Genomic DNA, 15,080 nt, shown 5'->3' with positions numbered 1-15,080 from the left:
ATGAGCAAGATCCTTATCCGTGGCGCGAAGGTACTCGGCGGCGAGGCGCAGGACGTCCTGATCGACGGCGAGACCATCGCCGAGGTCGGGCGCGACCTCTCCGCCGAGGGCGCGACCGTCATCGAGGCCGCGGGCCAGGTCCTCCTCCCGGGCCTCGTCGACCTGCACACCCACCTGCGCGAGCCCGGACGCGAGGACTCCGAGACCGTCCTCACCGGCACCCGCGCCGCCGCCTCCGGCGGCTACACCGCCGTGTTCGCCATGGCGAACACCTTCCCCGTCGCCGACACCGCGGGCGTCGTCGAGCAGGTCTGGCGCCTGGGCAAGGAGTCCGGCTACTGCGACGTGCAGCCCATCGGCGCCGTCACCGTCGGACTGGAGGGCAAGCAGCTCTCCGAGCTGGGTGCCATGCACGACTCCGCCGCCCGCGTCACCGTCTTCTCCGACGACGGCAAGTGCGTCGACGACGCCGTGATCATGCGCCGCGCCCTGGAGTACGTGAAGGCCTTCGGCGGCGTCGTCGCCCAGCACGCCCAGGAGCCCCGCCTCACCGAGGGCGCCCAGATGAACGAGGGCGTCGTCTCCGCCGAGCTGGGCCTCGGGGGCTGGCCGGCCGTCGCCGAGGAGTCGATCATCGCCCGCGACGTGCTCCTCGCCGAGCACGTCGGCTCCCGCGTCCACATCTGCCACCTGTCCACGGCCGGCTCCGTCGAGATCGTCCGCTGGGCCAAGTCCCGCGGCATCGACGTCACCGCCGAGGTCACCCCGCATCACCTCCTCCTCACCGAGGAGCTGGTCCGCTCGTACAACGCCGTGTACAAGGTCAACCCGCCGCTGCGCACCGAGCGCGACGTACTGGCCCTGCGCGAGGCGCTCGCCGACGGCACGATCGACATCGTCGCCACCGACCACGCCCCGCACCCGCACGAGGACAAGGACTGCGAGTGGGCCGCCGCCGCCATGGGCATGGTGGGCCTGGAGACCGCGCTCTCCGTCGTCCAGCAGACGATGGTGGAGACCGGACTGCTCGACTGGGCGGGCGTCGCGGAGCGGATGTCCTTCGCCCCGGCGCGCATCGGCGGCCTGGAGAACCACGGCCGTCCCGTCTCGGCAGGTGAACCCGCGAACCTGACCTTGGTCGATACCTCGTACCGTGGTGTCGTGGACCCCGCACACTTCGCTTCCCGCAGCCGCAACACGCCTTACGAGGGCCGTGAGCTGCCGGGTCGCGTCACTCACACCTTCCTGCGGGGCCGGGCAACGGTCGTGGACGGGACGCTGGCGTGACACCTGCAGTAATCCAACTGGCCGCCGAGGCCGCCGAACGACGGTCGGCGGAGGTGACGGACTGGGGCGCCCGCATGGCGTGGGTGATCGGTCTGCTCGTCTTCATCGCGTTCGTGTACTGGCTGATGCGGCAGGGCTGGAAATGGCGAGGCGCTCTGCAGAACGATCTGCCGGAGCTGCCCGCCGCCCCCGAGGGCCTTCCCGAGCACCGGCTGGCACTGACCGGCCGGTACCACGGGTCCACCACCGCCGGGCAGTGGCTCGACCGGATCGTCGCCCACGGGCTGGGCGTCCGCAGCCGGGTCGAGCTCACGCTCACCGACGCGGGCCTCGACGTGGTCCGTCCGGGTGCCACCGACTTCTTCGTACCGGCCGCGCAGCTGCGCGGCGCCCGCCTCGACAAGGGAATCGCGGGCAAGGTACTCACCGAGGGCGGTCTGCTCGTCGTCACCTGGGCGCACGGTGACAAGCAGATCGACTCCGGATTCCGCTCCGACCGCGCGGCCGAGCACGCCGCCTGGGTCGAAGCGATCAACCTCATGAACCCATCCACCACGACGGAAGGCGCCGAACGATGACGACCTCCACCAGGGGAGCAGCCAAAGCTCCCGCCGTACTCGTCCTGGAGGACGGTCGCATCTTCCGCGGCCGTGCCTACGGCGCTGTGGGGGAGACCTTCGGCGAGGCCGTGTTCTCCACCGGCATGACCGGCTACCAGGAGACCCTGACCGACCCGTCGTACCACCGGCAGGTCGTCGTGATGACCGCCCCGCACGTGGGCAACACCGGCGTCAACGACGAGGACCCCGAGTCCTCCCGCATCTGGGTGGCCGGCTACGTCGTCCGCGACCCCGCCCGCGTCCCCTCCAACTGGCGCTCCCAGCGCTCGCTGGACGAGGAACTCGTCAACCAGGGCGTCGTCGGCATCAGCGGCATCGACACCCGCGCCCTGACCCGCCACCTGCGCGAGCGCGGCGCCATGCGCGTCGGCATCTTCTCCGGCGAGGCCTGGGACGGCGTCCGCGACGCGGCCCTGGTGGCCCGCGTCAAGGAAGCCCCGCAGATGAAGGGCGCCGACCTCGCCGCCGAGGTCGCCACGAAGGAGACGTACGTCGTCCCCGCCATCGGTGAGAAGAAGTTCACCGTGGCCGCCGTGGACCTCGGCATCAAGGGCATGACCCCGCACCGGATGGCCGAGCGCGGCATCGAGGTGCACGTGCTGCCCGCCACCGCCACCGTCGAGGACGTCTACGCGGTCCAGCCGGACGGCGTCTTCTTCTCCAACGGCCCGGGCGACCCGGCCACCGCCGACGGCCCCGTCGCCGTCATGCAGGGCGTCCTGGAGCGCAGGACCCCGCTCTTCGGCATCTGCTTCGGCAACCAGATCCTCGGCCGCGCCCTCGGCTTCGGCACCTACAAGCTGAAGTACGGCCACCGCGGCATCAACCAGCCGGTGCAGGACCGCACCACCGGCAAGGTCGAGGTCACCGCGCACAACCACGGCTTCGCCGTCGACGCGCCCCTCGACAAGGTCTCCGAGACCCCCTACGGCCGCGCCGAGGTCTCCCACGTCTGCCTGAACGACCAGGTCGTCGAAGGTCTCCGGCTGCTCGACCAGCCGGCCTTCTCCGTCCAGTACCACCCCGAGGCGGCCGCCGGCCCGCACGACGCCGCGTACCTCTTCGACCGCTTCGTATCTCTGATGGAGGCCGAGCGTGCCTAAGCGCACCGATATCCAGTCCGTCCTGGTCATCGGCTCCGGCCCGATCGTCATCGGCCAGGCCGCCGAGTTCGACTACTCCGGCACCCAGGCCTGCCGCATCCTCAAGGCCGAGGGCCTGCGGGTCATCCTGGTGAACTCCAACCCGGCGACGATCATGACCGACCCGGAGATCGCCGACGCCACGTACGTCGAGCCGATCACCCCCGAGTTCGTCGAGAAGATCATCGCCAAGGAACGCCCCGACGCGCTCCTGCCCACCCTGGGCGGCCAGACCGCGCTCAACACCGCGATCTCCATGCACGAGCAGGGTGTGCTGGAGAAGTACGGCGTCGAGCTGATCGGCGCCAACGTCGAGGCCATCAACAAGGGCGAGGACCGCGACCTCTTCAAGGGCGTCGTCGAGGCCGTCAAGGCCAAGATCGGCTACGGCGAGTCCGCCCGCTCGGTCATCTGCCACTCGATGGACGACGTCATCAAGGGCGTCGACACCCTCGGCGGCTACCCCGTCGTCGTGCGCCCCTCCTTCACCATGGGCGGCGCCGGCTCCGGCTTCGCCCACGACGAGGACGAGCTGCGCCGCATCGCCGGCCAGGGCCTCACGCTCTCCCCGACCACCGAGGTGCTCCTGGAGGAGTCCATCCTCGGCTGGAAAGAGTACGAGCTGGAGCTGATGCGCGACACCAAGGACAACGTGGTCGTCGTCTGCTCCATCGAGAACTTCGACCCGATGGGCGTCCACACCGGCGACTCCATCACCGTCGCCCCGGCGATGACGCTCACCGACCGCGAGTACCAGCGGCTGCGCGACATCGGCATCGCGATCATCCGCGAGGTCGGCGTCGACACCGGCGGCTGCAACATCCAGTTCGCGATCGACCCGGCCGACGGCCGCGTCATCGTCATCGAGATGAACCCGCGCGTCTCGCGCTCCTCGGCGCTCGCCTCGAAGGCCACCGGCTTCCCGATCGCCAAGATCGCCGCCAAGCTGGCCATCGGGTACACCCTCGACGAGGTCCCCAACGACATCACCGAGAAGACCCCGGCCTCCTTCGAGCCGTCCCTCGACTACGTCGTCGTCAAGGCCCCGCGCTTCGCCTTCGAGAAGTTCCCGCTCGCCGACGCCACCCTCACCACCACCATGAAGTCGGTGGGCGAGGCCATGGCCATCGGCCGCAACTTCACCGAGGCCCTCCAGAAGGCCCTGCGCTCCCTGGAGAAGAAGGGCTCGCAGTTCACCTTCGTCGGCCCGGTCGGCGACAAGGAGGAGCTGCTCGCCACCGCGGTGCGCCCCACCGACGGCCGCATCAACACCGTCATGCAGGCCATCCGCGCCGGCGCCACCCCGGAGGAGGTCTTCGAGTACACGAAGATCGACCCCTGGTTCGTCGACCAGCTCTTCCTCATCAAGGAGATCGCGGACGACCTGGCCTCCGTGGAGAAGCTCCACCCCGAGATCCTCGCCGAGGCCAAGCGGCACGGCTTCTCCGACGCCCAGATCGCCGAGATCCGCGGCCTGCGCGAGGACGTCGTCCGCGAGGTCCGGCACGCCCTCGGCGTCCGCCCGGTCTACAAGACGGTCGACACCTGCGCCGCCGAGTTCGCCGCGAAGACCCCGTACTTCTACTCGTCCTACGACGAGGAGTCCGAGGTCGCCCCGCGCACGAAGCCCGCGGTCATCATCCTGGGCTCCGGCCCCAACCGCATCGGCCAGGGCATCGAGTTCGACTACTCCTGCGTCCACGCCTCCTTCGCCCTCAGCGACGCCGGCTACGAGACCGTGATGGTCAACTGCAACCCGGAGACCGTCTCGACGGACTACGACACCTCCGACCGCCTGTACTTCGAGCCGCTGACGCTCGAGGACGTGCTGGAGATCGTCCACGCCGAGTCGCTGGCCGGCCCCATCGCCGGTGTCATCGTCCAGCTCGGCGGCCAGACCCCGCTCGGTCTCGCCCAGGCCCTCAAGGACAACGGCGTCCCCGTCGTCGGCACCTCCCCGGAGGCCATCCACGCCGCCGAGGACCGCGGCGCCTTCGGCCAGGTCCTGGCCGACGCGGGCCTGCCCGCCCCCAAGCACGGCACCGCCACCACCTTCGCCGGCGCCAAGGCCATCGCCGACGAGATCGGCTACCCGGTCCTGGTGCGCCCCTCCTACGTGCTCGGCGGCCGCGGCATGGAGATCGTCTACGACGAGACCCGGCTGGAGTCGTACATCGCCGAGTCCACCGAGATCTCCCCGACCCGCCCCGTGCTGGTCGACCGCTTCCTCGACGACGCCATCGAGATCGACGTCGACGCCCTCTACGACGGCCACGAGCTCTACCTCGGCGGCGTCATGGAGCACATCGAGGAAGCCGGCATCCACTCCGGCGACTCCGCCTGCGCCCTGCCCCCGATCACCCTCGGCGGCCACGACATCAAGCGCCTGCGGGTCTCCACCGAGGCCATCGCCAAGGGCGTCGGCGTCCGCGGCCTGATCAACATCCAGTTCGCGATGGCCGGCGACATCCTCTACGTCCTGGAGGCCAACCCGCGCGCCTCCCGGACCGTCCCCTTCACCTCGAAGGCGACGGCCGTCCCGCTCGCGAAGGCCGCCGCCCGCATCTCGCTCGGCACCACCATCGCCGAGCTGCGCGCCGAAGGCCTGCTGCCGAAGACCGGCGACGGCGGCACCCTGCCGCTCGACGCGCCGATCTCCGTCAAGGAGGCCGTCATGCCCTGGTCGCGCTTCCGCGACATCCAGGGCCGCGGCGTGGACACCGTCCTCGGCCCGGAGATGCGCTCCACCGGCGAGGTCATGGGCATCGACTCGGTCTTCGGCACGGCCTACGCCAAGTCGCAGGCCGGGGCGTACGGCCCGCTGCCCACCAAGGGGCGCGCCTTCATCTCCGTCGCCAACCGCGACAAGCGCACGATGATCTTCCCGGCCCGCGAGCTGGTCGCCCACGGCTTCGAGCTGATGGCCACCTCCGGCACGGCGGAGGTGCTGCGCCGCAACGGCATCAACGCCACCGTCGTGCGCAAGCTCAGCGAGGGCGAGGGCCCGGACGGCGAGAAGACCATCGTCCAGCTCATCCACGACGGCCAGGTCGACCTGATCGTCAACACCCCGTACGGCACGGGTGGCCGCCTCGACGGCTACGAGATCCGCACGGCGGCCGTGGCACGCGGCGTCCCGTGCCTGACGACGGTCCAGGCGCTCGCCGCGGCCGTCCAGGGCATCGACGCCCTCAACCACGGCGGCGTGGGCGTGCGCTCCCTCCAGGAGCACGCGCAGCACCTGATCGCGGCCCGCGACTAGCAAGCAGCCCGTACAGCCCGGACACGGGAGGGGGGACACCGGTTTCACGACGGGTGTCCCCCTTTCCATGAGCGCAGAGGGATCCTTCTCGACGATGTACAAACTCTTCTTCAACCTGGTCTTCAAGCGGATGGACCCCGAGCGGGCCCACTACGCGGCCTTCCGCTGGATCCGCCTCGCCGCCCGCATCCCGGTGCTGCGCACCTTCCTCGCCGCCTGGCTCGCCCCCCGCTTCGAGGAGCTGCGCACCGAGGCCCTCGGCCTGCGGATGCACGGCCCCTTCGGCCTCGCCGCGGGATTCGACAAGAACGCCGTCGCCATCGACGGCATGTCGATGCTCGGCTTCGACCACGTCGAGATCGGCACCGTCACGGCCCAGGCCCAGTCGGGCAACCCCGGGAAGCGGCTGTTCCGACTGGTCCAGGACCGTGCGCTGATCAACCGCATGGGCTTCAACAACGAGGGCTCGGCCGCCGTCGCCGCGCGCCTGGCCGCCCGTACGCCGGTCTTCCGGACCGTCGTCGGCGTCAACATCGGCAAGACGAAGATCGTGCCCGAGGAGGAGGCCGTGGCGGACTACGTGGCCTCCACCGAGCGCCTCGCCCGGCACGCCGACTACCTCGTGGTGAACGTCTCCTCCCCGAACACCCCGGGGCTGCGCAACCTCCAGGCCACCGCATCGCTGCGGCCGCTGCTGACCGCCGTACGCGAGGCCGCGGACCGGGTGGTCACCGACCGCCGGGTCCCGCTGCTCGTCAAGATCGCCCCCGACCTGGCCGACGAGGACGTGGACGCGGTCGCCGACCTGGCCCTGGAGCTCGGCCTCGACGGCATCATCGCGACCAACACCACCATCGCCCGCGAGGGCCTGGGGCTGAAGTCCGCCCCGTCCCTGGTGAAGGAGACCGGCGGCCTGTCCGGCGCCCCCGTCAAGGAGCGCTCGCTGGAGGTCCTGCGCCGCCTGTACGCCCGCGTGGGCGACCGGCTGGTCCTGGTCGGGGTCGGCGGCGTCGAGACCGCCGAGGACGCCTGGCAGCGCATCCTGGCGGGTGCCACGCTGGTCCAGGGCTACAGCGCCTTCATCTACGAGGGCCCCTTCTACGCCCGCGCCATCCACAAGGGTCTGGCCGCGCGCCTGGCCGCCAGCCCGTACGCGACCCTCGCCGAAGCGGTGGGCGCGCAGACCCGAAAGGCCGCGCAGTGAGCACTGTGACCCCGTTTGGCACCCGCCTCCGCGAGGCGATGGACACCCGCGGCCCGCTCTGCGTCGGGATCGACCCGCACGCCGCGCTGCTGGCGCAGTGGGGCCTGGCCGACGACATCGCGGGACTGGAGACCTTCTCGCGGACCGTCGTGGAGGCGCTCGCCGACCAGGTGGCGGTCTTCAAGCCGCAGGCCGCCTTCTTCGAGCGGTTCGGCTCCCGGGGCGTCGCGGTGCTGGAGCGGACCGTCGCGGACGCGCGGGCGGCCGGCACGCTGGTCCTGATGGACGCCAAGCGGGGCGACATCGGCTCGACGATGGCGGCGTACGCCTCGGCCTTCCTGGACCCGGCCTCCCCGCTCTTCTCCGACGCGCTGACCGTCTCCCCGTACCTGGGCTACGGCTCGCTGAAGCCCGCGGTGGACCTGGCGCGGGAGTCGGGCGCGGGGCTCTTCGTCCTGGCGCTGACCTCGAACCCGGAGGGCGCCGAGGTCCAGCGGGCGGTCCGGGAGGACGGCCGCACCATCGGCGCGACGATGCTGGCGCACCTGGCCACGGAGAACGCGGGCGCCGAGCCCATGGGCTCCTTCGGAGCGGTGGTCGGCGCCACGCTGGGGGACCTGTCCTCCTTCGACCTGGACATCAACGGGCCGCTGCTGGCCCCCGGCATCGGCGCGCAGGGCGCGACGGCCGCCGACCTGCCGGCCGTGTTCGGCAAGGCCGTGCGCAACGTCGTGCCCAACGTCTCGCGGGGTGTCCTGCAGCACGGCCCGGACACCGCGGCCCTGCGCGCCTCGGCGGCGGCCTTCGCGGACGAGGTCCGGGCGGCCGTCTCCGCGTGACGCCGCCCGCGGGACCGGCCCGTGCCCCCGCGGTCCGGCCCGCGGGCAGGAGCCTGGGGTGTGAGGCGCATCACGCGTACGGCCGGCAGTGAGGCCGCCCGTACCCCCTGGCCGGCGTCCGTGAGGTGGCCGTGGGGCGGGCGCATCGCACGACGTGACGAAAATCGAACGTCCTTCACCGGACAAAACAGGGGTATTTTGTCCGTGATGTGCGGTTCAGTGGAGGCTGACCAGGACTTTTCGTCCGTTCTCGCTGACTGGAGCGGCCATGGCCGCTAGTCTCCGATCAGAGTGAACGAGCAGCGGACGAGCATCACCGCTGTTCGGGACCTCGCCAGGTGTGGTGCCTGCGGGTTCCCCACCGGTCCGTATCCGACAGTTCGACATCCGAGGTGACGTAGGCGTGGCTCTTCCGCCCCTTACCCCTGAACAGCGCGCAGCCGCGCTCGAAAAGGCCGCCGCGGCTCGCCGGGAGCGGGCCGAGGTGAAGAATCGACTCAAGCACTCCGGCGCCTCGCTCCAAGAGGTCATCAAGACAGGCCAGGAGAACGACGTCATCGGCAAGATGAAGGTCTCCGCCCTGCTGGAGTCCCTGCCTGGCGTGGGCAAGGTGCGCGCCAAGCAGATCATGGAGCGCCTCGGCATCTCCGAGTCCCGGCGTGTTCGAGGTCTCGGCTCCAACCAGATCGCTTCTCTGGAGCGTGAGTTCGGCACTCCTGCCGGCTGACGCGTCGCCCGGAGTCCTTCCGGCGTTCTCAGGCAGTCCCGAGAACCTGGATAATCGCTCTATGGCAGCAGAGGTTCGTCCGCGGCTGACCGTGCTCTCCGGCCCTTCGGGGGTCGGCAAGAGCACGGTCGTCGCGCATATGCGCAAGGTCCACCCGGAGGTATGGCTCTCGGTGTCGGCCACCACCCGCAAGCCGCGGCCCGGTGAGCGACACGGAGTCCACTACTTCTTCGTCAACGACGACGAGTTCGACAAGCTGATCGCCAACGGTGAGCTGCTGGAGTGGGCCGAGTTCGCGGGCAACCGCTACGGCACACCGCGCGGTGCGGTACTGGAGCGCCTGGAGAACGGCGAGCCGGTGCTGCTGGAGATCGACCTCCAGGGCGCCCGCCTCGTCCGGCAGTCCATGGCCGAGGCACAGCTGGTCTTCCTGGCCCCGCCGAGCTGGGACGAGCTGGTCCGCCGGCTGACCGGCCGCGGCACGGAATCGGCCGAGGTCATCGAACGCCGGCTGGCGCAGGCCAAGGTCGAGCTCGCTGCCGAATCGGAGTTCGACACCACCCTCGTCAACACCTCCGTCGAGGACGTGGCCCGCGAGCTGCTAGCCTTGATGGAAGTTGTCTGATCGTTGATCGATTCTTCGATCGTTGTTAGTCAACGTTTCGATCATTCACCCATCTTCGGAAGGTAGAGCGTGTCCTCTTCCATCACTGCGCCCGAGGGCATCATCAACCCGCCGATCGACGAGCTGCTCGAGGCCACGGACTCGAAGTACAGCCTCGTGATCTACGCGGCCAAGCGTGCGCGTCAGATCAATGCGTACTACTCGCAGCTCGGTGAGGGCCTGCTCGAGTACGTCGGCCCGCTGGTGGACACCCACGTCCACGAGAAGCCGCTCTCGATCGCGCTGCGCGAGATCAATGCGGGTCTGCTGACCTCCGAGGCCATCGAGGCCCCGGCTCAGTAGGACACCGAGAGTCCTTTCACCACAGGCCCGGCAGAACATCTGCCGGGCCTGTGGTGTGTCATGGAGGTGCACGACGGCCCGCGCCGGAGCCGTCGGACGCGTCGAGCTGGTTGAGGGGTGTACGCCGATGGGCAAGCCGAAGGTCGTGCTGGGGGTCAGCGGCGGGATCGCCGCCTACAAGGCGTGCGAGCTGCTGCGCCGGCTGACCGAGTCCGGGCACGAGGTGCGGGTGGTGCCCACCGCCGCGTCCCTGAACTTCGTCGGCGAGGCCACCTGGGCCGCCCTCTCCGGGAACCCGGCCTCCACCGAGGTGTGGGAGACCGTCCACGAGGTGCCGCACGTACGCATCGGCCAGAGCGCCGACCTGGTCGTCGTCGCCCCGGCCACCGCGGACATGCTGGCCAAGGCCGCCCACGGGCTGGCCGACGACCTGCTCACGAACACCCTGCTCACCGCGCGCTGCCCGGTGGTCTTCGCCCCGGCCATGCACACCGAGATGTGGGAGCACCCGGCCACCCAGGAGAACGTCGCAACGCTGCGCCGGCGCGGAGCCCTCGTCATCGAGCCCGCCGTCGGCCGGCTCACCGGCAAGGACACCGGCAAGGGCCGGCTGCCCGACCCGGAGGAGATCTTCGAGGTGTGCCGGGCCGTCCTGGCGCGGGGTACCGCCGCCGCCGACCTCGCCGGCCGGCACGTGGTGATCAGCGCCGGCGGCACGAGGGAGCCGCTGGACCCGGTCCGCTTCCTCGGCAACCGCTCCTCGGGCAAGCAGGGGTACGCGCTCGCCCGTACCGCCGTGGCGCGCGGGGCCCGGGTCACCCTGGTCGCGGCCGGCACGGCGCTCGCCGACCCGGCCGGTGTGGACCTCGTACGCGTCGGGACGGCCGTGCAGCTGCGGGAGGCGGTGATCGAGGCCGCCCGGGACGCCGACGCCGTGGTCATGGCCGCGGCCGTGGCCGACTTCCGGCCCGCCGCGTACGCGTCCGGCAAGATCAAGAAGAAGGACGGGCAGGAGCCCGCGCCCGTCGTGCTCGTGCGCAACCCCGACGTGCTCGCGGAGATCTCGGCCGACCGCGCACGGGAGGGGCAGGTGGTCGTGGGTTTCGCCGCCGAGACCGACGACGTCCTGGCCAACGGCCGCGCCAAGCTGCTGCGCAAGGGCTGCGATCTGCTCGTCGTGAACGAGGTGGGCGAAGCCAAGACCTTCGGTTCCGAGGAGAACGAGGCGGTGATCCTGGGTTCCGACGGGACGGAGGTTCAGGTTCCCTATGGCCCGAAGGAAGCTCTGGCGGAGGTGATCTGGGACCAGGTGGCCCCCAGGCTTTCCCCGCGACGCGCATGAGCGGGGCGCTTCTCCTGGAGGAATCCGTACGCCAGAATGGAGTGTCGCAGGTCACGTGGCTCCCATAAGGCGAGACAGGTGGTCCGTTCGCCGGTGGCGACCGATAAACTGCATTCGGAACGTGATCGGGCGCAGCCTCCGATGTGGTTCCGCCAAATGATCAGCCAGCAGCCGCTGCAACCCCAGGGAGCGATGTGTCCCGCCGCCTGTTCACCTCGGAGTCCGTGACCGAGGGCCACCCCGACAAGATCGCTGACCAGATCAGCGACACGATCCTCGACGCCCTGCTGCGCGAGGACCCGACCTCGCGTGTGGCCGTGGAGACCCTCATCACCACCGGTCTCGTCCACATCGCGGGAGAGGTGACGACGAAGGCGTACGCGCCGATCGCGCAGCTCGTCCGCGACAAGATCCTCGAGATCGGCTACGACTCCTCGAAGAAGGGCTTCGACGGCGCCTCCTGCGGCGTGTCGGTGTCCATCGGCGCACAGTCCCCGGACATCGCGCAGGGTGTCGACACCGCGTACGAGAAGCGCGTCGAGGGCGACGAGGACGAACTCGACAAGCAGGGCGCGGGCGACCAGGGCCTGATGTTCGGCTACGCGTGCGACGAGACGCCCGAGCTGATGCCGCTCCCGATCCACCTGGCACACCGGCTCTCGCGCCGGCTGTCCGAGGTCCGCAAGAACGGGACCATCCCGTACCTGCGTCCCGACGGCAAGACCCAGGTCACCATCGAGTACGACGGCGACAAGGCCGTGCGCCTGGACACGGTCGTGGTGTCCTCGCAGCACGCCTCGGACATCGACCTGGACTCGCTGCTCGCTCCCGACATCCGCGAGTTCGTCGTCGAGCACGTGCTGGCCCAGCTCATCGAGGACGGCATCAAGCTGGACACCGAGGGCTACCGGCTGCTGGTGAACCCGACCGGCCGTTTCGAGATCGGCGGCCCGATGGGCGACGCCGGCCTGACCGGCCGCAAGATCATCATCGACACGTACGGCGGCATGGCCCGCCACGGCGGCGGCGCCTTCTCGGGCAAGGACCCGTCCAAGGTCGACCGCAGCGCCGCGTACGCGATGCGCTGGGTGGCGAAGAACGTGGTCGCCGCCGGACTGGCCTCGCGCTGCGAGGTCCAGGTCGCGTACGCGATCGGCAAGGCCGAGCCGGTGGGTCTGTTCGTCGAGACCTTCGGCACGGCCAAGGTGGAGGTCCAGAAGATCGAGGACGCGATCGGGCAGGTCTTCGACCTGCGTCCAGCCGCGATCATCCGCGACCTGGACCTGCTGCGCCCGATCTACGCCCAGACCGCCGCCTACGGCCACTTCGGCCGTGAGCTGCCGGACTTCACCTGGGAGCGCACCGACCGCGTCGACGCCCTGCGCGCGGCCGCCGGTCTGTAGGCAGCACCGCATCGCCGAACGGCCCCGGACCCCCTGCGGTCCGGGGCCGTTCGCGTGCCCCGGGCCCGCGACCCCGCCTCGGGACGGCCCCCGCCGGGCCGTCCGCTGTCGGCGGGGTTTGGTAAGAATGCAGCTGTGAGCAGCACGAGCGATTCGGGGGAGCGGGCCGGGGACGCGGGTCCCGGCGGTCCGCCGGAGCAGCTCGCGCTGATCCGGGAGATGGTCGCCGAGGCGAAGGCCAAGGCGCCCAAGGCGAAACCGCGCACCTGGCGGGGCGCCGCGCTCGCCCAGGAGCTGCCGATCGCCAAGGTCCTCGTCAACAAGGGTGTCCTGCACCTCGACCAGACCTGGGACTACGCGGTCCCCGAGAGCCTGGCCGAGGAGGCCCAGCCCGGTGTCCGCGTCCGGGTGCGCTTCGGGGCGGGCGAGGGGCGGGTGCGGGAGGGGCGGCGCGAGGGCGGCGGCCTGATCGACGGCTACCTCATCGAACGGGTCGCCGAGACCGACTACGAGGGCCCCCTGGCGGCCCTGGCCCAGGTGGTGTCACCGGAGCGGGTCCTCAGCCCGCAGACGGAGCAGCTCGCGCGGGCCGTGGCCCGCCGCTACGGCGGCAGCCTGGCCGACGTCCTGCAACTGGCGATCCCGCCCCGGCACGGACAGGCGGAGAGCCGTCCCTCGCCCGAGCCGCTGCCCCCGCCGGCCGAGCCCGCCCCCGGCGGCTGGCAGCGCTACCCGGCGGGGCCCGGCTTCCTGCGCGAGCTGGCCTCCGGCGCGAGCCCGCGTACGGTGTGGACCGCCCTGCCCGGACCGGGCTGGCCCGAGGAACTCGCCCGGGCCATGGCGGCCACCCTCGCCTCGGGCCGGGGAGCGCTGGCCGTGCTGCCGGACGGCCGCTCCGCCGCGCGGGTGGACGAGGCGCTGACCGCCCTGGTCGGCAAGGGGCTGCACGCCCTCCTCACCGCCGAGTCCGGTCCGCAGAAACGCTATTCCCAGTGGCTCTCGGTGCACCGAGGCTCGGTGCGGGCCGTCATCGGGACCCGCGCCGCGATGTTCGCCCCGGTCCACCACCTCGGCCTGGTGGCGATCTGGGACGACGGGGACGCCAGCCACAGCGACACCAACGTCCCCCACCCGCACGTGCGCGAAGTGCTCCAGCTGCGGTCGCTGACCGAGGGCTGCGGCTTCCTGCTGGGCAGCACCAGCTGCACCGTGGAGGCCGCCCAGCTCGTCGAGTCCGGCTGGGCCCGGCCGCTGGTCGCCGACCGCGAGACCGTACGCGCCGTCGCGCCCCGGATCCGGACCGTCGGAGACGAGCTCCTGGCCCGCGACGGCGCGGCCCGGGCCGCCCGGCTGCCGAGCCTCGCCTGGGAGACCGTACGGGAGGGGCTCAAGCACGGCCCCGTACTCGTCCAGGTGCCGCGGCGCGGCTACGTGCCCCGGCTGGCCTGCGAGCGGTGCCGGACGCCGGCGCGCTGCCGGACCTGCGCCGGACCCCTGGAGGCGCCGGACGAGCGGGAGCTGCACTGCGCGTGGTGCGGGCTCCAGGAGACCTCCTGGCACTGCGAGGAGTGCGGCTCGTTCCGGCTGCGGGCGCAGGTCGTCGGGGCCCGGCGGACCGCGGAGGAACTGGGCCGGGCCTTCCCCGCGGTGCCGGTGCGCACCTCGGGCCGCGACCACGTCCTGGAGCGCGTGCCCGACGCGCCCGCGCTCGTCGTGTCGACCCCGGGGGCGGAACCGGTGGCCGAGGGCGCCGGGTACGCGGCGGCCCTGCTGCTCGACGGCTGGGCCATGGTCGGCTTCCCCGACCTGCGGGCCGGGGAGGAGGCCCTGCGGCGCTGGATCGCCGCGGCCTGCCTCGTACGGGGCGACGGCCAGGTGGTCGTCGTGGCCGAGCCGACGCTGCGGCCCGTTCAGGCGCTGGTGCGGTGGGACCCGGTCGGGCACGCACTGCGCGAGCTGGCGGAACGTGCCGAGCTGCGGTTCCCGCCCGTGTCCCGGATGGCCTCCGTCATCGGGCGCGGCCCCGCTGCCGTGGAGGCCTTCCTGGCCGCCGCGGACCTGCCGCCCGAAGCCGAGGTGCTGGGCCCGGTGCCGCTGGCCGCGCGGCGGGGGGAGCCGTCACCGGGGGAGCGGGCCCTGGTCCGGGTCCCCCCGGGCAGCGGGGCCGCGCTCGCCGCGGCCCTCAAGTCCGCCCAGGCGGCCCGCCTGGCGCGGGGGGTCCCCCCCTCGGAGGCGGTCCGGGTCCGGATCGACCCGCTGGACATCGGCTGACGGCGCCCGGGCCGGG

Annotated in this window: 12 protein-coding genes; all 12 read left to right on the top strand. The window is 71.6% G+C overall.

All coding sequences use genetic code 11. The annotated features are described in order from the left end of the window. The 12 genes from ACFWUZ_RS21370 to ACFWUZ_RS21315 all read left to right on the top strand — a co-directional run bounded on the left by ACFWUZ_RS21370 (position 1) and on the right by ACFWUZ_RS21315 (position 15,064). On the top strand, positions 1 to 1,287 hold the full coding sequence (locus ACFWUZ_RS21370) for a dihydroorotase (RefSeq protein ID WP_384374986.1): 1,287 nt from the start codon (positions 1 to 3) through the stop codon (positions 1,285 to 1,287). Beyond that, entirely contained in the window at positions 1,284 to 1,865 is a 582-nt protein-coding gene (locus tag ACFWUZ_RS21365; RefSeq protein ID WP_384374983.1) for a hypothetical protein, read from the top strand. Before ACFWUZ_RS21370 ends, ACFWUZ_RS21365 begins: the two co-directional genes overlap by 4 nt. Further along, positions 1,862 to 3,010 carry a glutamine-hydrolyzing carbamoyl-phosphate synthase small subunit gene (gene carA / locus ACFWUZ_RS21360; protein ID WP_384374979.1) on the top strand — a complete coding sequence of 383 codons (1,149 nt, stop codon included), beginning with the start codon at positions 1,862 to 1,864 and terminating at the stop codon, positions 3,008 to 3,010. The genes ACFWUZ_RS21365 and carA overlap by 4 nt, the downstream gene beginning before the upstream one ends. Further along, positions 3,003 to 6,311 (top strand): carbamoyl-phosphate synthase large subunit, encoded by a 3,309-nt coding sequence (gene carB / locus ACFWUZ_RS21355; RefSeq protein WP_384374976.1) that lies wholly within the window; start codon positions 3,003 to 3,005, stop codon positions 6,309 to 6,311. Before carA ends, carB begins: the two co-directional genes overlap by 8 nt. A gap of 94 nt (positions 6,312 to 6,405) precedes the next feature. Next, the gene (locus ACFWUZ_RS21350; RefSeq protein ID WP_384375292.1) at positions 6,406 to 7,515 is read left to right on the top strand and encodes a quinone-dependent dihydroorotate dehydrogenase; all 1,110 of its coding nucleotides are present in this window, start codon (positions 6,406 to 6,408) and stop codon (positions 7,513 to 7,515) included. Continuing rightward, entirely contained in the window at positions 7,512 to 8,354 is an 843-nt protein-coding gene (pyrF, locus tag ACFWUZ_RS21345) for an orotidine-5'-phosphate decarboxylase (RefSeq protein ID WP_384374973.1), read from the top strand. Before ACFWUZ_RS21350 ends, pyrF begins: the two co-directional genes overlap by 4 nt. Before the next feature lie 403 nt (positions 8,355 to 8,757). Next, complete coding sequence (locus ACFWUZ_RS21340) at positions 8,758 to 9,081, top strand: integration host factor (protein ID WP_008740406.1); 324 nt, start codon at positions 8,758 to 8,760, stop codon at positions 9,079 to 9,081. A gap of 61 nt (positions 9,082 to 9,142) precedes the next feature. Then, complete coding sequence (gene gmk, locus ACFWUZ_RS21335) at positions 9,143 to 9,706, top strand: guanylate kinase (protein ID WP_384374970.1); 564 nt, start codon at positions 9,143 to 9,145, stop codon at positions 9,704 to 9,706. A 69-nt stretch (positions 9,707 to 9,775) separates the two neighbouring features. Continuing rightward, positions 9,776 to 10,048, top strand: coding sequence for a DNA-directed RNA polymerase subunit omega (gene rpoZ, locus ACFWUZ_RS21330; protein ID WP_004948662.1), 273 nt, complete (start codon positions 9,776 to 9,778; stop codon positions 10,046 to 10,048). 127 nt (positions 10,049 to 10,175) lie between these two features. Next, complete coding sequence (gene coaBC / locus ACFWUZ_RS21325) at positions 10,176 to 11,390, top strand: bifunctional phosphopantothenoylcysteine decarboxylase/phosphopantothenate--cysteine ligase CoaBC (protein ID WP_384374967.1); 1,215 nt, start codon at positions 10,176 to 10,178, stop codon at positions 11,388 to 11,390. A gap of 194 nt (positions 11,391 to 11,584) precedes the next feature. Continuing rightward, positions 11,585 to 12,793, top strand: a complete 1,209-nt coding sequence (metK, locus tag ACFWUZ_RS21320) for a methionine adenosyltransferase (protein ID WP_384374964.1) — start codon at positions 11,585 to 11,587, stop codon at positions 12,791 to 12,793. Positions 12,794 to 12,928: 135 nt separating this feature from the next. Then, positions 12,929 to 15,064, top strand: a complete 2,136-nt coding sequence (locus ACFWUZ_RS21315) for a primosomal protein N' (protein WP_384374961.1) — start codon at positions 12,929 to 12,931, stop codon at positions 15,062 to 15,064. Positions 15,065 to 15,080 lie beyond the last annotated feature (16 nt).

Source organism: Streptomyces sp. NPDC058646 (assembly GCF_042716875.1).
Lineage (GTDB): Bacteria > Actinomycetota > Actinomycetes > Streptomycetales > Streptomycetaceae > Streptomyces.
Note: the sequence above shows the minus strand (reverse complement) of the source record. Positions and strands in the feature narration are given on the sequence as shown.

Coding starts and splice junctions, on each gene's coding strand:
- carA (WP_384374979.1), top strand. CDS start 1,862: ATGACGACCTCCACCAGGGGAGCAGCCAAAGCTCCCGCCGTACTCGTC.
- ACFWUZ_RS21370 (WP_384374986.1), top strand. CDS start 1: ATGAGCAAGATCCTTATCCGTGGCGCGAAGGTACTCGGCGGCGAGGCG.
- ACFWUZ_RS21350 (WP_384375292.1), top strand. CDS start 6,406: ATGTACAAACTCTTCTTCAACCTGGTCTTCAAGCGGATGGACCCCGAG.
- coaBC (WP_384374967.1), top strand. CDS start 10,176: ATGGGCAAGCCGAAGGTCGTGCTGGGGGTCAGCGGCGGGATCGCCGCC.
- gmk (WP_384374970.1), top strand. CDS start 9,143: ATGGCAGCAGAGGTTCGTCCGCGGCTGACCGTGCTCTCCGGCCCTTCG.